This is a genomic window from Microcoleus sp. ARI1-B5 (assembly GCF_036705795.1).
In the GTDB taxonomy this organism is placed as follows: Bacteria; Cyanobacteriota; Cyanobacteriia; order Cyanobacteriales; family Microcoleaceae; genus Microcoleus.
In genome coordinates this window covers 52,554-72,031 of sequence record NZ_JAUBVK010000017.1, presented here as the reverse complement: position 1 = coordinate 72,031, position 19,478 = coordinate 52,554, and the positions used below count along the sequence as shown (strand labels likewise).

17 protein-coding genes are annotated in these 19,478 nt (G+C 48.0%); 6 read left to right on the top strand and 11 right to left on the bottom strand.

Translation table 11 applies throughout. The features are described 5' to 3' along the window. Positions 1-19 precede the first annotated feature (19 nt). Positions 20-1,480 (bottom strand): Asp-tRNA(Asn)/Glu-tRNA(Gln) amidotransferase subunit GatA, encoded by a 1,461-nt coding sequence (gatA, locus tag QUB63_RS22510; protein WP_332947550.1) that lies wholly within the window; start codon positions 1,478-1,480, stop codon positions 20-22. A gap of 214 nt (positions 1,481-1,694) precedes the next feature. On the opposite strand from gatA, the gene QUB63_RS22505 reads away from it, so the two are divergent. The 3 genes from QUB63_RS22505 to QUB63_RS22495 all read left to right on the top strand — a co-directional run bounded on the left by QUB63_RS22505 (position 1,695) and on the right by QUB63_RS22495 (position 4,956). Continuing rightward, on the top strand, positions 1,695-2,150 hold the full coding sequence (locus QUB63_RS22505) for a helix-turn-helix domain-containing protein (protein ID WP_332947549.1): 456 nt from the start codon (positions 1,695-1,697) through the stop codon (positions 2,148-2,150). A 409-nt stretch (positions 2,151-2,559) separates the two neighbouring features. Then, a complete protein-coding gene (locus QUB63_RS22500; RefSeq protein ID WP_332947548.1) occupies positions 2,560-3,864 on the top strand; it encodes a serine hydrolase in 1,305 nt (434 codons plus the stop codon). A 255-nt stretch (positions 3,865-4,119) separates the two neighbouring features. Beyond that, complete coding sequence (locus tag QUB63_RS22495; RefSeq protein WP_332947547.1) at positions 4,120-4,956, top strand: alpha/beta fold hydrolase; 837 nt, start codon at positions 4,120-4,122, stop codon at positions 4,954-4,956. Positions 4,957-5,142: 186 nt separating this feature from the next. Here QUB63_RS22495 and QUB63_RS22490 read toward each other — a convergent pair whose 3' ends face one another. The 6 genes from QUB63_RS22490 to carA form a co-directional block, all read right to left on the bottom strand. Further along, positions 5,143-5,421 (bottom strand): DUF1816 domain-containing protein, encoded by a 279-nt coding sequence (locus QUB63_RS22490; RefSeq protein WP_332947546.1) that lies wholly within the window; start codon positions 5,419-5,421, stop codon positions 5,143-5,145. A gap of 219 nt (positions 5,422-5,640) precedes the next feature. Continuing rightward, positions 5,641-5,784, bottom strand: coding sequence for a helix-turn-helix domain-containing protein (locus tag QUB63_RS22485; protein ID WP_332947545.1), 144 nt, complete (start codon positions 5,782-5,784; stop codon positions 5,641-5,643). Positions 5,785-5,920: 136 nt separating this feature from the next. Next, positions 5,921-7,366, bottom strand: a complete 1,446-nt coding sequence (gene rlmB, locus QUB63_RS22480; RefSeq protein ID WP_332947544.1) for a 23S rRNA (guanosine(2251)-2'-O)-methyltransferase RlmB — start codon at positions 7,364-7,366, stop codon at positions 5,921-5,923. Between the two features lie 244 nt (positions 7,367-7,610). Then, a complete protein-coding gene (locus QUB63_RS22475) occupies positions 7,611-8,066 on the bottom strand; it encodes a Mini-ribonuclease 3 (RefSeq protein ID WP_332947543.1) in 456 nt (151 codons plus the stop codon). Between the two features lie 324 nt (positions 8,067-8,390). Beyond that, entirely contained in the window at positions 8,391-8,747 is a 357-nt protein-coding gene (locus QUB63_RS22470) for an STAS domain-containing protein (protein WP_332947542.1), read from the bottom strand. 199 nt (positions 8,748-8,946) lie between these two features. After that, positions 8,947-10,098: a glutamine-hydrolyzing carbamoyl-phosphate synthase small subunit gene (gene carA, locus QUB63_RS22465; protein ID WP_332947541.1), complete on the bottom strand. Its 1,152-nt coding sequence runs from the start codon at positions 10,096-10,098 to the stop codon at positions 8,947-8,949. 360 nt (positions 10,099-10,458) lie between these two features. On the opposite strand from carA, the gene QUB63_RS22460 reads away from it, so the two are divergent. Next, entirely contained in the window at positions 10,459-11,103 is a 645-nt protein-coding gene (locus tag QUB63_RS22460) for a retropepsin-like aspartic protease family protein (RefSeq protein ID WP_332947540.1), read from the top strand. A gap of 385 nt (positions 11,104-11,488) precedes the next feature. Here the strand turns inward: QUB63_RS22460 and trpD are convergent, their stop codons facing one another. Continuing rightward, a complete protein-coding gene (gene trpD, locus QUB63_RS22455; RefSeq protein ID WP_332947539.1) occupies positions 11,489-12,604 on the bottom strand; it encodes an anthranilate phosphoribosyltransferase in 1,116 nt (371 codons plus the stop codon). A gap of 92 nt (positions 12,605-12,696) precedes the next feature. Between trpD and QUB63_RS22450 the strand changes: the two genes are divergently transcribed. Further along, positions 12,697-12,900 (top strand): hypothetical protein, encoded by a 204-nt coding sequence (locus tag QUB63_RS22450; RefSeq protein ID WP_332947538.1) that lies wholly within the window; start codon positions 12,697-12,699, stop codon positions 12,898-12,900. Positions 12,901-13,068: 168 nt separating this feature from the next. Here QUB63_RS22450 and QUB63_RS22445 read toward each other — a convergent pair whose 3' ends face one another. After that, positions 13,069-13,287, bottom strand: coding sequence for a hypothetical protein (locus tag QUB63_RS22445; protein WP_332947537.1), 219 nt, complete (start codon positions 13,285-13,287; stop codon positions 13,069-13,071). Between the two features lie 324 nt (positions 13,288-13,611). Here QUB63_RS22445 and QUB63_RS22440 point away from each other — a divergent pair, with 324 nt between their 5' ends. Beyond that, on the top strand, positions 13,612-16,641 hold the full coding sequence (locus QUB63_RS22440) for a PAS domain-containing sensor histidine kinase (RefSeq protein ID WP_332947536.1): 3,030 nt from the start codon (positions 13,612-13,614) through the stop codon (positions 16,639-16,641). Positions 16,642-17,008: 367 nt separating this feature from the next. Here the strand turns inward: QUB63_RS22440 and QUB63_RS22435 are convergent, their stop codons facing one another. Next, positions 17,009-18,778: an adenylate/guanylate cyclase domain-containing protein gene (locus QUB63_RS22435; RefSeq protein ID WP_332947535.1), complete on the bottom strand. Its 1,770-nt coding sequence runs from the start codon at positions 18,776-18,778 to the stop codon at positions 17,009-17,011. Continuing rightward, on the bottom strand, positions 18,775-19,170 hold the full coding sequence (locus QUB63_RS22430; RefSeq protein ID WP_332947534.1) for a response regulator: 396 nt from the start codon (positions 19,168-19,170) through the stop codon (positions 18,775-18,777). Before QUB63_RS22430 ends, QUB63_RS22435 begins: the two co-directional genes overlap by 4 nt. Between the last annotated feature and the right edge of the window lie 308 nt (positions 19,171-19,478).

Below are 19,478 nucleotides of genomic sequence, written 5' to 3'. Positions count from 1 at the left end.
TTCCGCCGAATTTCAAAAATTAATGCAATTGGGGGCGACGCAAGTGCCAATTTGTAGACTGTTCGTAAGCGTGAGCCACTTGAAACAGCCGAGATTCTTGCAAAAGATTGCCAATCAGTTGTATGCCCACCGGCAGTCCTTTCTCATCAAATCCGCAGGGCAAACTCAAAGCTGGCAAACCAGCAAGATTCACCGGAATAGTCATCAAATCTGACAAATACATACTCAGGGGGTCGTCAATTTTTTCGCCTGCCTTAAAAGCCGTAGTCGGAGCAGTGGGACAGACCAAAACATCAACTTGAGAAAAAGCTTTTTCAAAGTCTTCTTTAATCAAAGTCCGAACTTTTTGAGCTTTGAGATAATAGGCGTCGTAATATCCAGCCGACAGCACGTAAGTGCCGATCGCAATCCGGCGTTTAACTTCCGCACCGAACCCTTGGGCGCGAGTTTTGGCATACATATCCAAAAGATTATCGGGATCGGGCGATCGGAAACCGTACTTCACTCCATCATATCTCGCCAAATTTGCCGAAGCTTCCGACGGAGCAATAATGTAGTAAGTGGGCAAACCGTAGCGGAACCGGGGACAAGAAACTACTTGAATTTCTGCGCCCAATTGTTGAAATTGCTCGATCGCCTTAGTAACAGCCTCTTTAACCCCCGAGTCCAACCCTACCCCAAAAGTTTCTTTAATTACACCAATTCTAATCTGACCCTTCGGTCGCAAACTCGGTCTCAAAGCTTGGGCGTAGTCAGGAATTGGGACATTGAGACTCGTGGAATCTTTCGGATCGTAACCGGCGACGGCCCCCAACAAAATCGCCGCATCCTCAACATTCCGGCCAAAGGGCCCGATTTGATCGAGAGAAGAAGCATAGGCCACCAAACCGTAGCGAGAAACCAACCCATAAGTCGGTTTCAGCCCCACCAAACCGCAAAAAGCAGCAGGTTGGCGGATCGAGCCCCCAGTATCAGAACCCAAGCTGACGACGCATTCTCCGGCGGCTACGGCTGCTGCTGAACCGCCAGAAGACCCTCCGGGCACGCGCTCCAAATCCCAAGGATTCGCGGTAACTTGATAGGCAGAAGTTTCCGTCGAACTCCCCATTGCAAACTCGTCCATATTCGCCTTACCCAAAATCACCGCACCGGCTGCGTGGAGTTTCGAGACGACGGTTGCATCGTAGGGAGGCACAAAATTCTCCAAAATCCGAGAGGCGCAGGTTGTGGGAACGCCCTCGGTACACATATTGTCTTTAACGGCGATCGGGATGCCGGCCAACAGCCCAATTTGCTCTCCGGCGGAGATTTGGGCATCCACTTTGTGGGCCTGCGCCAATGCGCTGTCTGCTGTCACGCACAGAAAGCTTTTCAACTTCGGCTCTAGCTGGGTAATTCGGTCTAATGCTTCTTGAGTAATTTCCACAGCAGAGCGTTCTTTATTGACCAGTTGTCGGTGCAACTCGCGGATGGATGCCATGCTCGTACCTTTATCATTTCTACTAGCCACTTAGCCAATATAGCTGGCAATTGCACCCACTTACAGCCCTTCTTCAACTGCGTCTATCTGCGTGCATCTGCGGTAAATAAAGCTACGTATTTGCCCCAACGATCCCCCCGAAGACAATTTCATCCGGAATTCTCCCCAAAACCAGAGATATATGGTAAGAAGTTCCCGATGCCCCGTTGGAGGAATGCCACCTAAAGCTCACTTAGAATCTCACCTGACGGCAGAGGAACTCAAAATTCGCTACCGGCAGGCACAAAACACCACAGAGTCGCGCCGCTGGCACTTGCTACTCTTAGTTTCCCGTAATTGGACTATCAAACAAGCAGCCCAAGTCGTAGGTCTCAACTACGACTACGCCAAAGAAATTGTCCAGCGCTACAACCGAGAAGGGCCCAACTCTGTGAGAAACCGCAGCGGAGACCGCCAGCCCCCTCCTGCAAAATCCTTGCTGAGTCCAGAACAGCAAGAAGAACTGCGACAAGCGCTGCAAGGCCCCGCCCCCGACGGCGGAGACTGGACAGGCCCGAAAGTAGCTCGCTGGATTGCCGAAAAGACTGGTAGCGCTCATGTCTGGCCCCAACGCGGCTGGGATTACCTCAAGCGGTTGGGTGTTGACTGGCGGCGGCGCCGCAGAAAGTAGATAGTTCGCCATATTTAGAGGGGTCGATCGCCATTGGGTGCGATCGCTCCCTTTATTTTTGAAGAAGTCATTAGTCATTAGTCAACAGTCATTAGTCAGCAGTCATTAGCAGTATTCCTAGGGTGTGTCACCACGAAAAATCCCTTGCATTAAATCGACAATTTTGTGGCGGCGCACCTTATACCATTTATCAAAAAGCTTGCTACCACAAAAATGTTGGGTTTGTTGCCCGGGTTCATTAAAATAAAAGGTGCGCCGCTATGAGATTGTCGCTCTTTTTTGAGGATTTTCGATGTATCCGCACCTACGGCTACTAAAATGCCCAATCTCAAATCTCAAATCTCAAATCGTTTGACTCTTGTAACAATAGCTGCTTATATAGAATTTGGTTGTGTTGAGGATGTTGAATATGCCAGGGTTCAGGCGTTTTTTGTCGATCGCAAACAAGATGGCGGCATTCGCAGCCGGCATCGGACTGGTTCAAGTTTTAACCATCACAAGTTCATTCTCTCAATCATCTAACCCGCGTTCCCTAGACGAACTCTACAAAATTCGCGATCGGCTCGTCACCCAATTAGAACAACCCGCCTCACCCTCCCCAGAACCAACCCTGCTCTCGGGCTTAGTTCCCTTCGCCGGCAATCCTCAAGAAAAACTGCTTTCTCAGTTGCAAGCGGTAGAAGTTCAAATATTAGTAGAACAGAGGGCTAACGACAACTTGCAGCAAGCAGTCCGTTTAGCCAACAGAGCCGTAGAAACGGGACGGCAGCAAAATCAGTCGATCGAATCTTCGCAGCAAACCCAATTTTTGTGGCACCAAGCCCTCAACAATTTGCAGGAAGTTCCGCAAAATTCATTTTTAGCTCCCCTCACAGCCTCAAAAACTCAAGAATACCGGGAAAATTTAACCGCAGCAAGCTCTGTAGTGCAGCAAGCAAAATCAGATTTTTTGGCGGAGGTTGCCCGTTCAAGCGGTTTGTCCGAGCAAGCTTCGATCGGGATTTGCCACCTTTCTAGAGAGTGCGTTAACCTGCGGGGCGATGTGCCTCCTGTCAGTCCAGCCAGCTTAATTAAACTGCCGATTGCTGTCGCCCTGATGCAAAAAGTCGAAAAAGAAAGAATTAGCCTCAACCAGGAAGTATTCGTCACTCCGGGCAATTTCACCGAAGACTCATCGACGAAGATTTTGTCTAGGCGCAATTACCCGCTGCACCTACTGTTAGAAGAAATGATCGATCGCAGCAGCAACATCGCCACCAATCAACTGATCGATTATTTGGGCTCCGATTACATCAATCAATTCTTAGAAAATCGCGGCTACCAAGTCACCCGCGTGAACTTCAAATTAATGGGGGAAAAAATTATGCCCGCCAACCCCGGTTCCGGGCCAAACCGCGTGACTGCCAACGAACTCACCGAAATGATGGTGCAAATTTACAACGGCGAAACACCCGGTGCTAAAATGTTAGTAGAAACTCTCAACCAGCAGTACGATCGCGCCCTGGGATTTGCCGCCTTGCAAGGAACTAAAGCTCAGTGGTTGGGCGAAAAAACCGGCGAAAATTCCCTGGTACTCGGCACAACTTTAGCGATGAACATTGACGGCGAAGCCTATGTAATGACTGTGATTGACAGCCGCAGCAGCGGCGATCTACAAATCCGCCAGTCTATTTCTAAAATTGCCGATTATATTAGTAATAATCCCAGCTTTTAACCGATGTATATAGCACTTCTCAGAAAGATGAGGTGCAATCGGCCCGCGCAGGGCATGGGGCTCCGTGGCCCGCGCAGGGCTCCGTGGCCCGCGCAGGGCATTGGGCATAGGGCTCCGTGGCCCGCGCAGGGCTCCGTGGCCCGCGCAGGGCATTGGTACTAAGAACCAATAACCAATAACCAATAACCAATAACTAATAACTAATGACTAATGACTGATGACTGATGACTAATGACTAATGACTTCTCTTAAAAAATGTCGCATCAAAAACTCAACGTTTCCGTCAAAGGAGAAGGATTTCCGATTCTCTGCTTGCACGGCCATCCCGGTTCCGGCGATTGTATGTCTGTGTTTACAGAACACCTATCAAAGCGGTTTCGGACGATCGCCCCAGACTTGCGCGGCTACGGCAACAGCCGCACCTCAAATTCCTTTGAAATGACCGACCACTTACTTGATTTAGAAGCACTTTTAGACCGATTGGGAGTCGAGCGCTGTTTGGTAATCGGATGGTCTTTGGGAGGGATTTTAGCCCTCGAACTAGCGATGAAATATCCCCAGCGAGTCACCGGTTTGATTCTACTGGCATCCGCCGCCAAACCGCGCGGCAGTCACCCGCCCATTTCTTGGCAAGATAACCTTTACACCGGTTTAGCCGGAATTATCAACTGGCTGGTACCCGGTTGGCAGTGGAATATCGATACTTTTGGCAGGCGATCGCTCTTTCGCTACTTGATACAGCAGCATACAGCCACGCCTTACCGCTACTTAGCACGGGCAGGTACCCCCGCCTACCTCCAGACTTCCAGCGCGGCTGCAAAGGCGTTAAATACCGCTCTCAGGGCCGGATACGATCGACTGGTGCACCTCGGCGACATTCAATGTCCGTGCTTGGTGTTGGCCGGAGAGGGCGATCGGCACATCACCTCGGCATCCAGTTTAGAAACAGCCCGCCACCTCCACGATTGTCAGTGGCAGTGCTATCCAAATACAGCCCACTTGTTTCCTTGGGAAATTCCCGATCGGGTACTCGCAGATATCGATCGCTGGATTGAGAATTTCCCCCAAGCAGTTAGCAATTGCCAGCCTTAAATTTTGAGTTTTTCATATCATATCAGGCAAATTACTTGCGAGCTCTCAAACAGCGAACGAAACGAAGTGAAGTGAAGCAATCGCAGTGTTTGAAATTACTTACCTCTGCTTTCGCAAGCTTTGGAATCATCGGTATTTAGACGGACATGATATCAGAAGCAATTAACCACTAAACAATCCCTGGTGCTACTGGCCGCTCAAAACAGGCAACAACCCTCCCTCACCAAACTTTCCCAAATCATCTGCTACCGTCAAAGCAATCGGTTTGCAGCGCTGAATGGAAACACTAAGACCTTCTGCGCCTTCATTTTCTATGTCTTCTACATATCCTGCTTTTGCACCTTCCGCCTCTTGAGAAGTCAAGAACGGGCCAAAATAGTAAATGCACCGCGGCGCTGAAGTTTTCACTTCAACCCACCAAGCCAATCCGAAAAAATTGAGCAAGCTAATCAAGAATTCTTTCATCTGCTTTTCTAATGTATTTAACGGTGTTTTCAGGGTGCTGCGGGCAACGCCTGCGCTTTTGTTATTTACGCGGCTGTAATGCTACCTTTGAACCTATCCAAACCTATTTAAAGCTGATCTCTAAATAGATTGGTGTCGCATTCCTGTTTGAGCGTAGGGGGAAGGCCCCTTATGCTTTCGCCTGTCCGTAGCGATAGCCGATCGGCTATCCTTACTTGTTCAGGCTGTGCAACCGCTCAATTTTTGGTAGCCCTCACCTATTCTGGCATCGCCGTAGCTGCTGACAAACCGGGAACAACCAAAGTGGTTTCTCATCAGAGTTACTTGTTTTTTATTCAGCTTTAACTGTAATTTTGAGTGCATACATGGTGTTTTCCCAGATGACATTCTACTCGGCATTATGCTAGTCAGGTCTAAGTAGCTATAGACAGCGAGCGCAAGGCTTTAGCTACTTACATAAATTACTCTGTTGTGCTGTTTTTTTCAACCCATTTCACCGTTAGTGGACGTGAAACTTTTTGGGCCCGCGCTGGCGGTAAATTTCGTATAAAGCCATCCCGGTTGCTACCGAGACATTCAGGCTAGGAGTTTTTCCCCTCAAAGGAATTGAAACTAATCCGTCACATCCGCGCTGTATCAAAAGGCTCAAACCGTCAGCTTCACCGCCCACAACTAAAACAGTGGGCCCGGAGAACTTGATTGTCTCTACCGAGTCACCGACGCCGGCAGCAGTGCCATAAATCCAGAATCCAGCCTCTTTCAATTCTTCCAGCGCCCGGTTAAGATTGACAACCCTCGCCACTGCCAGGTTTTCCAATGCCCCTGCTGCCACTTTTCTCACTGCCGAGGTAATCCCAACGGCGCGCCGCTGCGGAATCACCATGCCCTGAGCTCCCAATGCTTCTGCGGTGCGAATAATCGCCCCTAGATTGTGAGGGTCGTTGAGTCCTTCTGCTACCACAATAACGGGATCTTCGCAATCCGCCTTAGCCTGTGCGATCAGTTCGCTCAAATCCAGGTATTCGTGGGCTGATACTTGGGCGGCTACGCCTTGGTGGTTGGCCTTGCGCGTGATGTAGTCGAGGCGCAAATCGTCCACTTCGTCGATGATGCTGCCGTTAGCTTTGGCTTCAGTCAGCAAGCTGTGAAAGCGGGGATCGTAGCGCAGGTGCGGGACAACCCAAATCCGGTTGAGGACTTGGTTTGTTTCTAAAGCTGCTTGCACCGCATGGCGGCCGTAAATCATGTCGTCTGTGTCTGCGTCTGGTTGCACGACGGTATTTGAGGCAGTGTCAACCGGGCGAGTGTCTCTGTCTTTGTCTCTGTCTCGGAAATGATTTCCCCGGAATTCCGGCGGGTTATTGTCTTTGTCTCTGTCTTTGTAATAATTGCCCCGGGATTCCTGCGGGCTGCTGTCTCTGTCGCGGAAATTGTTGCGGGCTGGCTGCGGGCTGCTTCTGTCTCTGTCACGGAAATTGTTGCGGGCTGGCTGCGGGCTGCTGTCTGTGTCTCTGTCTCTGTCGCGGAAATTGTTGCGGGCTGGCTGCGGGCTGCTGTCTGTGTCTCTGTCTCTGTCACGGAAATTGTTGCGGGCTGGCTGCGGGCTGCTGTCTCTGTCTCTGTCTCTGTCTCTGTAATAATTGCCCCGGGATTCCTGCGGGCTGCTGTCTGCGTCTCTGTCTCTGTCTTTGAAATGATTTCTGCGTATGGAGGGTTGGCTGTCGGAATCGACATTCCGTTTGTAAATCGATCGCACGGGCATTTCTCGGGATTGGGGGGAGAAGGTCGATCGCTTTTGAGGCGCGTCTACTGAGCGAGTGTCGGGACGGGGTTTGCGTTCAAAGCGGGCAGAGGATGGTTGTGAGTCCTGACGCCCGCCTTCGCGAATGAATGGCTTGCTGTCGGAATTCGATCGCGAAGAGTTTGGTCTGGTAAATTTTCTCATTGCTTTCTTGTAGTCAAAAAGATTTTGGATTTGGGATTTTGGATTTTGGATTGACGGAGCAATCTTGGGGCTTTGAGATTTTTAGATTTGCGGGTGATGAATCCAGGATTTTTGCACAGAAACAAGTTGCTAGTTATTAATAACTGATAAATCCTGTTTTCCTTCGCGAGCTTTTTGCTGTTGCACGGTTGGTCGCCGTGCCAGAGTTGTTGATTAATACCTCGCGATTCGCAACTGTTAACTGCTAAATGATTTCAGTCTCAAGTTCTAAAAGTGCCATAATTTCGGTCAATCTTTCGGGATCGGTGAGGTACAAATATCCCACCAAAGTTTCTAAGCTGCTGGCTTGTTGGTATATTTCTGGATCTGCTCGTTTGGAACGGCCTGATACGGCATTGCGGCCGCGCTTGACAATTGCTAATTCTGTACTGTTCAAGTAAGGAGAGATCGATCGCAAGTGACGCGCTTGAGTTTCGGCTCGTACTTGCCCCACCACCAATTCGTGATAAGCTTGCAATCTTCTCGGCGGCATTAAGTACGAACTCCGAATGTAGAGTTCGTATACTGCATCTCCCAAATATGCCCACGCTGCGGGCGAAATCCTTTCTATTTCTGCGGGTGTCGCCCTCGCAGTATGCTCTCGATTTAAACTGATATCTGTCAGACTCAGCTTGAGCCCGTCATCTGCGATCGGCGACATACTTTTTTAAATAAAACTTCCGCACAGCTTGGTTTTTCTACAACTTACTTATTTCGTCTTTCGTCTCTTCAGCAATTATAGCGACTGCACGGCTTTGTTAAGGCGATCGCCTAGACCTGCTGGTTCCCTAATTCTTATACCATTTTTGAGCGTGTTTCCAACACATATTTTACTGCCACTCCCCATCCCTCAAAGCATCGGGGGAAATAGCGGCCCTTCATCGGCGCAGCTTTTGGGAAAAGCGATATTATTTTGCCCCTCCCAACCATAAAAATTTGCTATCCAGCGTTAAGAACCGGATAGCTAATTCAATCCACTGTGGCGTCAAGCATCCTTGACGTTTTTTACCGCCTCATCAACCGAAGGCTGCAAAGACAAAAATTTCTCTAAGCGAACCAGTTTAACAGTCTGAGTTACGCGGGGATTTGAGACAATTTGCAATGTCCCCTCCAAAGTTTGGGCTTTCTTGACAAGTTGCACAAGTGCGCCCAAGCCTGAACTATCCACAAAGTCTATCTGAGACAAGTCCAAAATTACGTGTTTTGGGCCCTCGTCAATACATTTGCTCAGTACCTTCCGAAAAGTGGCCTCAGAAAAAGCGTCCAGCAGGCCCGTCAGGCGAAATAACTGATGGTTATTCCTGACTTCGCGAGTGCCTCTGAGGCTAACGGTCAGGGTCAATGACTCAGGAATGACACCCTCCTAGCTAGATATGGCTTAAAGTCGAGGCTTCATTATAGGAGTTTTTTGGTCTTTTGTCTACAGTTTTTTAGTCATCAGTCATTAGTCATTGGTCATCGGTCATCGGTCATCGGTCATCGGTCATCGGTCATCGGTCATTTTTCCTAATGACTAATGACTATTGACTAATGACTGCTGACTAAGCTGCTACTTTCTGATTGTCTCGCATTGACTGGACGAATCGATCGAACAAATAGTCAGCGTCGTGGGGGCCCGGACTGGCTTCCGGGTGGTACTGGACTGAGAACAGCGGCAGGGTTTTGTGCTTCAATCCGGCTACGGTGCGATCGTTCAAATTGAGATGAGTAATTTCTACTTCCGGGACTAGAGAATCAGGGTCGATCGCAAAACCGTGATTTTGGCTAGTAATTTCTACTTGCTGAGTTAAACCCGCCGGATGATTTAATCCCCGGTGGCCGAACTTGAGTTTAAAAGTTTCTGCACCCAAGGAAAGTCCCAGAATCTGGTGTCCCATGCAAATGCCGAACACAGGTTTGTCCGACTTCAACAGAGCTTTTGCAGTCGCGATCCCTTCCGTTACCGCCGAAGGATCTCCCGGCCCGTTGGACAGAAAAATCCCATCCGGGTTGTATTTGAGAATTTCCTCCGGCGCCGTGTCAGCGGGGACAACGATCACCCGACAGCCGTAACTCGCCAAACGCCGCAGGATGTTGCGCTTGATCCCAAAATCTAGCGCTACCACCGTCCACATTTCGCCGTTATCAGGCTTGACTGTGGGACTGAACTCCCAAACCGAGTCTGTGGCTTCCGACCACTCGTAAACCTCGCGGGTGGTCACTTCCCGCACCAGATTCAGCCCGGCCATGCTGGGGGCGTTTTGCACTTGCTCCAAAAGCTCCGCCTGGTCGAGAATCGCGGTCGAAATGCCGCCGTTAATCGCTCCCACCGTGCGAATTTTGCGGGTGAGGGCGCGGGTGTCGATGCCGTAAATCCCGGGGATATCGTACTGTTTTAGGTAGTCTTGCAGGGATTGCGAACAGCGCCAGTTGCTGGGGCGGCTGCATACGTTGCGGGCGATCGCACCTCGAATTTGCGGGCGCGAAGACTCTTCATCTTCTAGATTTACCCCGGTATTGCCCAATTCTGGATAAGTAAAAGTAACAATTTGACCGCAATAGCTCGGATCTGTCAAAACTTCTTGGTAGCCCGTCATTCCCGTATTGAATACTACCTCGCCGACAACGGTAGCGTCAGCGCCAAACGACCAGCCGCGGTAAGCAGTACCGTCAGCCAGGACTAGGAGAGCGGGTTGTGCAGTTGAAAGTGACATGGCATCCTTAATTACTTTAGGTTTAGTTTCATTTCATTTTCATCCCTAGTAGGGACTTCTGGCTGATTAGCCAAATAAAAATCTTATTTTAGTTTCCGATATTTTTTTTTGCTGTATTTTTTTTTACGGTTTGTAGCTAAATCCGATCAAAATTTATATAGCCTGCTTTGGCACTTTTCACTTGCAAGCCTTTGAGTCTCAATTACTTAAACAAATTGTTTGTCGTTTGTCAAGCATTTTTTTACATAGCGCCCTTGAGGACAAAATAACAGCTAAACTTCCCAAACTGGGCATCAACGCTCAATCTACACCAAAAGGCAGTTGTCGTTGTTACGATCGACCTAGACGTTTAATCAAACTATGCCTAGCAACTCTCCCTTGCCTTTACCGTCCAACCACAAAAAGCCTCTGCTGAACGCTCACAACCTGCGCCAACCTTTACTGGCTTTGACAGCAGTTATTTCTCTGAGCAGTTCAATTTTAGTTTGCACCGCAGTCAACTCCTCGCGAGCCGTAGCTCAAGAGAGCGAGGGATGCTTCATTCGCAACTCAAGCGGCCAAACTGTCAGCTTGAGCCGCTCAGTATGCGGTTTTCTCCCGGAAGAATTGAAGCCTGCGACGGGGCCGGCAGCCAAGTCGGGAGTATTTCAGACAAAAATTAAACGCCGAGAAGCTAATATCCCAGTCATAGAAGTCACATTTAACGGCCAACAAAAGTTCGATATGATGGTAGATTCTGGAGCCAGCGGCACAGTAATTACACCAGCAATGGCTAAAGCCTTGGGCGTTGTTCTCCAGGGAACAGTGCAAAAACAAACTGCCAACGGAGTGGCTACTTTTCCCCTCGGTCGTTTGACTTCTATTGAAGCAGGTGGTCTGGCGGTTAACAATGTAGTTGTGGCCATCTCGCCATCCCTAGATATCGGACTGTTGGGTCACGACTTTTTTGGTAATAAAGATATGACTATTAAGCAAGATGTGATTGAATTTCGATCGCGCTCTTAAAGAGAAGTCATTAGTCATTAGTCATTAGTCATTAGTCATTAGTCATTAGTCATTAGTCATCGGTCATTAGTCATTAGGAAGAAGTCAAGCGTGAAGTCGGAAGAAGGAAGAAGTGCGAGGGAAGAAGGAAGTCGGAAGAAGTCAAGCGTGAAGTCGGAAGATTCTACGGTGCATCAACTCTCAAAAATGTTCGATCGAGAGAGGTTTTGAGGATTGTATAACGCCCGAAGATTGGGGAACATCCCGATTTTGTGAAAAGCGTTTTTTGGGAGTGCGCTCTGTCGCGAGTTCACACTACAAAATCAAAACTGAGATGCTCCCCTCTTCCTTCTTCCAAATGACTACTGACTAATGACTAATGACCAATGACTAATGACTAATGACTTCACCGCAAAAATTCAACCAACTGCTGCAACTTCAACCAAGATTCGCCGCTCGATAAAATATCCTTAGCCAAATCAACTCCTGCTGCATGGGAACCCATAGGAATTGCACCTCCCACTTGCAAAGCCAAAGACGCATTCAAAGCTACAACATCCATTTGTGCTGCTGTACCTTTGCCTTGCAAAACGCGGCGCAAAATCTCGGCGTTTTCCTCAACATTTCCGCCTTTCAAGGAGCCGATCGCACTTGGTGTCAATCCTACCTGTTCCGGGTGTAAAGTAGTGAGTTCCACCTCGCCGCCCGACAAAACAGCCAAATCAGTCACATCACCCAAACCCGCCTCATCCAACTTTTCTCGGCCGTGAACGACTACCGCCAACTCAGTCCCCAACTCGCCCAAAGCTTGGGCAATAGTTGATAGCAGACTGGGATCGAACACCCCGATTACCTGCCCTGTAGGGCGCATAGGATTGACGAGCGGCCCTAAAAGGTTAAAAACAGTCCGCACCTTCAAAGTGCGCCGGAGCGACGCTACAGCCTTGAGTGCGGGATGCCACCCCGGCGCAAATAAAAATGTGATGCCTGCGGAGTCTACAGCGGCTTTTACCTTCTCCGTATCGGCGTTGAGGTTGACTCCGAGTGCTTCGAGCACGTCAGCAGAACCGACTTTGCTGGATGCCGATCGATTTCCGTGTTTGGCGACTCGAACTCCGCCCGCGGCGGCGACAAAAGCGACAGCAGTGGAAATGTTAAATGTGGACGCACCGTCTCCGCCGGTGCCGCAAGTATCAATTAATTTGAGATTGGAGATGGGAGATTTGCGATCGACAACGCTCTGGGACTCGCCCGTCAGAGATTGAGACTGCAATACCTGAGCCATTCCTGCTAATTCTGAGGCAGAGATGCCTTTGGCTTGGAGGGCTGCTAAAATCGCGCCGGAAAGCACGGGGGGTATGGCTTCTGCCAGCCATCCCTGCATTAAGTCGCAGGCTTGGGCGCGCGAGAGGGATTGTCTGTCTAACAGTTGTTGCAGCAAGGCTGGCCACAGGGGAGAATCGGCCCTCAAGGTTGAAGCAGGGGATATATCTGGTGTTGCAAGTACGGGAGAATCAGTCATGTATAGCTTTCTCAGGTATATGAGGTACAGATTGAGATTTTAGATTTTAGATTTTAGATTTTGGATTGGGGAATTGAGGAATTGTTAATTAATTGGTGAATACCTCACTCTTCGAGAGAACCGCTGTAGCTAGAATATTTTTTTTGCTGGGGCGGATCGATGATGTCGGGCCTGCGCCGAGTGTCGATCGGGATTTTACCAGACTGGCAGACGCTATTTTGCGCGCTGCCGCCCAGATTTTTGCCGAAATGACAGCATCGCTACAGAATTTATCCGCCCGCAGTATCCGAATATGAAGTTTTTGATACAACAATCGTCCCCCGGATTGTGACAATTTTAGATAGGGTATCCATATCGTAAGGAGCGATCGACCGTCAGCTCTGTTATCTGCCGCCTCAAAATCAATTTTAACTGGCATATTGGTGGCAAGCATTCAGATCGATCGGCGGATTACTTGCTCTTAGTTAGCCGCTCGGACGATCGCCGCCTAAAAATCGGCAGTTGGTGCTGTACAAGAGGCTCGATCGCGGTAAAAGCCACTGCTGAAACAGGAGAAACAGGCTTGCAGCTAATTTCATGGTATGTAATTGCTCGTATGTTCGGGAAGATTTTAACAGGCGGGTTTTGCTCAAACGAGTGCAACTTTCGGCAGATTGATTGGCAAATCCGATTTTCACACTCATTTGTAGCACAAGCAAAAATCTACCCGACTGGTTAAACTTTCACAACTCTACTAACAACTAACAGCGCCGTAGATGAAGTTAATAAATACAGCAGTGTCACTGGAATCCCAGACTCTAGCAGTTCTCGATCGCATCGCATACACATATTCTGTAGGGACACAACGCCGTGTTGTGTCCTGATATGTGTTGCCTATAAATGAGAAGTCCTAGAAACAATCGCACGGCTTGGCGGTTGATTTATCGGCGGGCGACACAGCATCTATACTAACAGATAGCCAAAAATATTGAATTTTACACAACAAAAACACAGCAGGGTATTCAAAAATGGGACACCAAAAATTAGAAAACAAAACGATCGAGTGTAAATTGGAAAACAAAGCGATCGATTGCCAGAATATCGAGGAGGCACTGCACCAAATGGAAGCCAAATATTACAGTATGTTTGAAAATGCTGTTTCTGGCATTTTCCAGACAACACCGACCGGGCGCTACCTCAGCGCCAACCCAGCTTTGGCTCGGATCTACGGATATAATTCCCCCGAAGAATTGATGGCCAGTCTGACTGATATCAGCGATCAGCTTTACGTCAATCCCGATCGCCGCGGTGACTTTATTTCTGCTTTGCAAGAACAAGGCATCGTGTCAGATTTTGAGTCGCAGATTTATCGCCGAGATGGCACAGTAATTTGGATCGCAGAAAATGCCCGGGCTGTCTGCGATGAAGGCGGAAAATTGCTCTACTACGAAGGTTTTGTGGAAGATATCACCCAGCGCAAAAAAGCAGAAGCTGGACTTCGAGAAAGTGAAGAACGCCTGCGCATGGTAATTGAAGGTGTTAAAGATTATGCTATATTCATGTTAGATACTAAGGGATATGTAGCTAGCTGGAATTCCGGAGCCAAACGAATTTTGGGGTATGAAGCCAGCGAAATAGTCGGCAAAAAGTCTGAGTGTTTTTATACGCCTGAAGATATTGCAATGGGCAAGCCACAAGAAAAATTAGTCACAGCTACCGCAGCAGGTAGATATCAAAGTGAAGGCTGGCGCTTGAGCCAAGACGGCTCCCGATTTTGGGCGAAGATTATTGTTACTGCTTTGCGGGATGAAAGCGGAGAGTTGCAGGGCTTTTCTCAAGTAATGCAGGACATTACTCAGCAAAAGCGGGCGGGAGAGGAAAGGATGCAGTTGATTGCTTCTTTGCAAGCATCGGAAAAGAAGTTTCGCACTCTCTACGAATCGACTACAGATGCGGTAATGCTGCTAGACGAAGAGGGTTATTTGGACTGCAATCCGGCTACTTTAAAGTTATTTGGATGCAGCACAGAATCGGAGTTTTGCGGCAAGCATCCTTCTGAATTTAGCCCGCCGCTGCAACCCGACGGACAAGATTCTATGAGTCTGTCTCAAGAGCGAATTAATACGGCTCTGGAAACGGGAAATTGTCGTTTTGATTGGCGGCACTGCCGTTTGGACGGTTCCGAGTTTCCGGCGGAAGTGCTGCTAACTTCTATGGATATCGGCGGCAAAATGGGGCTGCAAGCTGTGGTGCGCGATATCACCGAGCGGGTGCAGGCCCAGGTGGCTCTGAAGCAGGCTAACGAGATATTGGAATGCCGGGTAAAAGAGCGGACAAGTCAGTTGGAAGACGCTATTAAACAGTTGAGTTTGTCGGAGGAAAAGTTTTCTAAGGCTTTTCGATCGAGTCCCGATCCGATGACTATTACTACTTTTGCCCAGGGGCGGTTTCTGGAGGCTAACGACAGTTTTTTGTCGGCACTCGGTTACTCTAGGGAGGAGATAGTCGCTCATACAGTACCGGAATTAAATATTTGGGTAAACCCGCAAGACAGAGTTAATTTTAGGCAAAGTTTGCAGGAACAAGGTGTGGTTCGCAGTCAGGAATGCGAGTTTCGGATGAAGTCGGGATCGGTGGTGGTGTGTTTGCTGTCAGCAGAATTGATTAATTTGGACGGCGAACTGTGTATGCTGGCGGTGATGACGGATATTACCGATCGCAAACACGCAGAAGAAGCCCTGCGGGAAAGCCAGCGCGCATTGTCCACGCTGATGAGCAATTTGCCGGGGATGGCCTACCGTTTTCGCAACGATGCCGATCGCAGTATGGAGTTTGTCAGCGAAGGTTGCTATCAGCTAGCCGGCTATTCTCCTGAAGAATTTATCGGCACTGGGCAAATTTCTCTCTCGGAATTGACTCACCCCGACGATCGCGAAATCTTCTGTAATGCCGTGGAAGTTGCCCTGCGAGAAAATCGACCCTATCAGCTAAATTACCGAATTACTTCTAAAAACGGCGAATTAAAATGGGTTTGGGAGCAAGGTTTGGGAGTATATTCCGACTCAGGTGAATTGCTCGCCTTGGAAGGGTTAATTACTGATATTTCCGAACAAAAACGCAGCGAGGAAGCTTTGCTGCGATCGCAAACCGAGTTAACCCAACAAAAACTTCAGCTCGAAAATACTTTGCACGAATTGCAGCAAACTCAAGCAGTATTGATTCACACTGAGAAAATGTCTACACTCGGTCAAATGGTAGCCGGTGTGGCGCACGAAATTAACAATCCCGTTAGCAGCGTCTGCGGCAATCTCGTCCACATAGGCCACTACACGGAAGATTTGCTGAATTTGATCGATATGTACCAGCAGCACTGCCCGCAGCCACCGGCACCAATTCAAGATAAAATTGAGGCGATGGAGCTAGAGTTTCTGTTAGAAGATTTGCCAAAAGCAATATCTTCGATGCAGATAGGGGCCGATCGCATTCGGGAAATTGTGCGATCGCTCAGAAATTTCTCTCGCAAAGACGATTCTCAAATGACCAAAGTTAATCTGCACGAAGGCATTGAAGGAACGCTGCTAATCCTGCAAAGCCGGTTGAGAGCGCGCGGCAACTATCCAGAAATTGCGGTAATTAAAGAATATGGAAATTTGCCTTTAGTTGAATGCTATTCTGGTAAAATCAATCAGGTGTTTATGAATTTGATCGGAAATGCGCTCGACGCGATCGAGGAATACAACGCAGGGCGATCGGTTGCCGAAGCCAAAGCTAACCGCAGCAAAATCAAAATTAGGACAGAAGTCCAAAACTCCAAGGCTGTAATTCGGATTTCTGACAACGGTCCCGGTATGCCAGAAGAAGTTTCCCAGCAGTTGTTCGAGGCTTTTTTTACCACCAAACCCGCAGGGAAAGGCACTGGTTTGGGCCTGTCAATTTCCTACAAAGTCCTCCAAGAACACGGCGGCAAACTGAGCTGCGTGTCTGCACTCGGCCACGGAGCCGAGTTTATCATCGAAATGCCGATCGAACAAATTAGTCAGTTGACAGTTGACAGTTGACAGTTGACAGTTGACAGTTGGGCAGCGGACAGTTGACAGTTGACAGTTGACAGTTGACATTAGTTATACCAATTTGTCAAATTAATGCAACAGTAATCGTAGGGTGTGGATCTATCAACAATCCCTAAAAAATATCGACGATTTAACAGCGACGCACCTTCTGAGCAGCGTCATTGTAAACAAACACAACATTTATTGTATAGCAATCTTTTGTCAAAATCGTATTATTAGTCATTAGTTATGAGTCATTGGTTATTACTAAAAATCACCAACTAACAACTGACAACTACCAACTGCCAACTGACAACTACCAACTGTCAACTGCCAACTGCCAACTGCCAACTGACAACTGTCAACTGTCAACTAACTATTGGCACCTATCCAAATAAATTTGAGCCACCTTATCCCCCGGATTTTGCCGCAAACAATCGGCAAAAAGTGTCGCAGCTTCGCTAAAATTATACATATTGTACAAAGACCAAGCCTGAGCAAACAGTTGCAAAGTAGCCAACTTCCCCGCTTTAACTTCCGGCAAATCCGCATCAAAAACTTCATAAACAGTCACCCATTCAGACTTACCCTTAACCTGAACCCGATCGATTACCCGAATTGCATAATCAGCAGGATTTGTCAAGCGATCGAAAGTATGCTGAGTAATTAACAGCGACACCCCGTAATTCTTCGTCAAATTTTCAATCCGAGCAGCCAAATTAACCGCATCGCCAATCACAGTACCGTCCATCCGGCTGTTTCCGCCAACAGTACCCAGCATCAAAGAACCAGTATTGATTCCCACCCCAATCTGAACCGGCACATCGCCCGCCGCAGCGCGCTGTCGATTGTATTCAGCAAGAGTATGCAGCATTGCAATTCCCGCTTTCACAGCATCATCCGCGCCCTCGCTAAACAACGCCATAATTGCATCGCCAATATATTTATCAATAAACCCCTGATTTTCCACAATCAGCGGTTCCATTCGACTCAAATAAGAATTTATAAATTTAAAATTTTCTTGCGGTGTCATCTGTTCCGAGAGAGTAGTGAAATCGCGGATGTCAGAAAACAAAATCGACATTTCCAACTCCACCGCTTCTCCCAATTTAACACCAACAATACTGTCACATCCCAAAAAAGATAAAAACTCCTTGGGTACAAAGCGGCTTGTCGCCTCAAGGATTTCTAATTTTGCATCCAGTGAAATTTCCAAACTGCATTTGACCTCAAAGAGCTCATCAATGAACTTTTTGCGCTCGGCCTCAGCTTCTTTGCGTTCCGTGATATCTAGAAGAGTGTTGATAGCATAGACAATTTGGTCGTGTTTATCGTAAATCGGGGTAGCATGAATTTCTAGGGGAATAACCTTGTTGCCCTGTCGGACTTCTAAATCGTCAGCCATGGAAGTTTCGCCCCTCAATGCCCGCATGATGGGCAAGTTTTCGACTGGGCAATGTTGAAGAGTTCCTGCTTGATAAAGTTGATAAACCTCTGACAATTGTTCGGCTGGGATATCGGACACGACTCCTTTATCAAATAGCTCTTTTGCTTTTTTATTGATATAGTAAACTTTGCCCTCCGCATTCAGCACTCCCACGCCCACCGGCATTGCTTCCAAAAACTGCATCAAGCGATTTTCGTTGTCGTGGAGTTTGGCAATCAGTACCGCTTGCTCGGAGTTTAACTGTGCCAACTCCTGATTCATTTGCTGGAGTTGAGCGTTTTGTTGTGCCAGTTGTTTGTGTTGAAGATAACTATTTAGCGCTTCTTTAACCGTCAATTTCAAATCTTCAGCTTGCCAAGGTTTAGTGATGTAACGGTATAAGTTTGCCCAGTTGATAGCATTGGCGATCGCCTCAATATCTGCTTGTCCCGTCAGCATAATTTTTATAGTGTCCGGCGAAATGAGATGAGCCTCTTTTAACAGCTCATCTCCCTTCATCTCAGGCATAATGTGGTCGGAAATAATTAAAGGAATTTCCTCCCCATCCTCTAGCAATTCTGCAATTAACTCTAATGCCTCTTCCCCGCCTTCAGCAATTTCGATTAGATAATCATTACCGATAGACTCTTGCAGTTCTGCTTTGAGGCTCCTGAGTACAGTTCTCTCATCATCTACACAGATAATTACCTGTTGGGTCATAATTTAGATAAACCGGATTTAATAGTTTCCAGCAAATCGGCTTCCGACCAAGGTTTAGACAAGCAGCGATGGAGGTTAGCCTGTTTTTTTGCTCGGTCAACTGCTACTTCATCAGCTTGACCTGTGAGCATAATTTTAATAACATTGGGGTATTTTTTGTGAATGCGAATTAGCAACTCATCTCCCTTAATACCGGGCATTAACCAATCAGAAATAATCACAACAACGCTGGCGGCATCGTCAGAAAGTTCGCTGATTACATCTAAAGCCTCCTCAGCATCTTCTGCTCCTTCATAGCTGTAGGCATCTCCAAATTCTGCTGCTAGCTGCGTCCTGAGACTGTCTAACACCATTCTCTCATCGTCAACGCACAAAATAACTGGTTTAGACATCTATTTCTTCTCCTATTTAATGGTCATTAGTAGCACAAGTACAGTTCCCGATCGCACTCCGACTCCTCGAAACCGAGTTTTTCAACTCGGATTTAGGGTTAGAACGAAGTATGGGGGTTAAAAAACCCGCTTTCTCGGCCCAGGACTGAGCAGTCAGATTAGTAAAGTGTATTAGTAGGCGCGATCGTATTTTAAGATGCCACAAGCTGACCGATCGCCCCCTCCTCTCCCCGTCTCCAGTCGCCGGAACCAAAAAATCTATCTGCGTAGCAGCTTAGCTGAGCATAACGCATCGTACTGCTGTTTTA

What these genes read in the sequence shown, in the direction of transcription:
- QUB63_RS22505 (WP_332947549.1), top strand. Translation starts at nt 1,695, where the DNA reads ATGCCACCTAAAGCTCACTTAGAATCTCACCTGACGGCAGAGGAACTC.
- QUB63_RS22445 (WP_332947537.1), bottom strand. Translation starts at nt 13,287, where the DNA reads ATGAGTGTGAAAATCGGATTTGCCAATCAATCTGCCGAAAGTTGCACT.
- QUB63_RS22475 (WP_332947543.1), bottom strand. Translation starts at nt 8,066, where the DNA reads ATGTCGCCGATCGCAGATGACGGGCTCAAGCTGAGTCTGACAGATATC.
- QUB63_RS22490 (WP_332947546.1), bottom strand. Translation starts at nt 5,421, where the DNA reads ATGAAAGAATTCTTGATTAGCTTGCTCAATTTTTTCGGATTGGCTTGG.
- gatA (WP_332947550.1), bottom strand. Translation starts at nt 1,480, where the DNA reads ATGGCATCCATCCGCGAGTTGCACCGACAACTGGTCAATAAAGAACGC.
- rlmB (WP_332947544.1), bottom strand. Translation starts at nt 7,366, where the DNA reads ATGAGAAAATTTACCAGACCAAACTCTTCGCGATCGAATTCCGACAGC.
- QUB63_RS22435 (WP_332947535.1), bottom strand. Translation starts at nt 18,778, where the DNA reads ATGACCCAACAGGTAATTATCTGTGTAGATGATGAGAGAACTGTACTC.
- trpD (WP_332947539.1), bottom strand. Translation starts at nt 12,604, where the DNA reads ATGACTGATTCTCCCGTACTTGCAACACCAGATATATCCCCTGCTTCA.
- carA (WP_332947541.1), bottom strand. Translation starts at nt 10,098, where the DNA reads ATGTCACTTTCAACTGCACAACCCGCTCTCCTAGTCCTGGCTGACGGT.
- QUB63_RS22485 (WP_332947545.1), bottom strand. Translation starts at nt 5,784, where the DNA reads ATGCACTCAAAATTACAGTTAAAGCTGAATAAAAAACAAGTAACTCTG.
- QUB63_RS22460 (WP_332947540.1), top strand. Translation starts at nt 10,459, where the DNA reads ATGCCTAGCAACTCTCCCTTGCCTTTACCGTCCAACCACAAAAAGCCT.
- QUB63_RS22500 (WP_332947548.1), top strand. Translation starts at nt 2,560, where the DNA reads ATGCCAGGGTTCAGGCGTTTTTTGTCGATCGCAAACAAGATGGCGGCA.
- QUB63_RS22430 (WP_332947534.1), bottom strand. Translation starts at nt 19,170, where the DNA reads ATGTCTAAACCAGTTATTTTGTGCGTTGACGATGAGAGAATGGTGTTA.
- QUB63_RS22440 (WP_332947536.1), top strand. Translation starts at nt 13,612, where the DNA reads ATGGGACACCAAAAATTAGAAAACAAAACGATCGAGTGTAAATTGGAA.
- QUB63_RS22495 (WP_332947547.1), top strand. Translation starts at nt 4,120, where the DNA reads ATGTCGCATCAAAAACTCAACGTTTCCGTCAAAGGAGAAGGATTTCCG.